This is a genomic window from Bacillus sp. NTK071 (assembly GCF_017303315.1).
Classification (GTDB): Bacteria; Bacillota; Bacilli; order Bacillales; family Guptibacillaceae; genus Guptibacillus.
Genome location: NZ_JAFKOI010000140.1, coordinates 1 through 259 on the forward strand (window position 1 = coordinate 1; position 259 = coordinate 259).

General features: G+C 62.2%; 1 protein-coding gene. It reads right to left on the reverse strand.

From position 1 onward, the window contains the following. Window positions 1-259 (reverse strand): hypothetical protein (locus JI666_RS21370; RefSeq protein ID WP_206895098.1); only part of this gene is annotated, 259 nt, incomplete at both ends.

Sequence of the window (259 nt, forward strand, 5' to 3'; positions counted from 1 at the left end):
TTGCCTTCCATCGGATAGATGAAGCGGATCACCATATCCGGTGCGGCGGCGAGGTTGCGGATCAGCGAATTCTGATCTTCCAGTACGGCGGCAAGCTCGGCGAAGCGCGCGGCATCCATGTCGGGCTCGGTGCTGAGGGTCGCGATCAGCCCGCGGATAAGCTGGATGTTGGCCGACACCGTCCCTTCGATATCGGCACGCAGAACGCTCACGTCGTCCTGGACGGCGTGGCGCACATTCTGTTCGGAGAAGCTGCGGT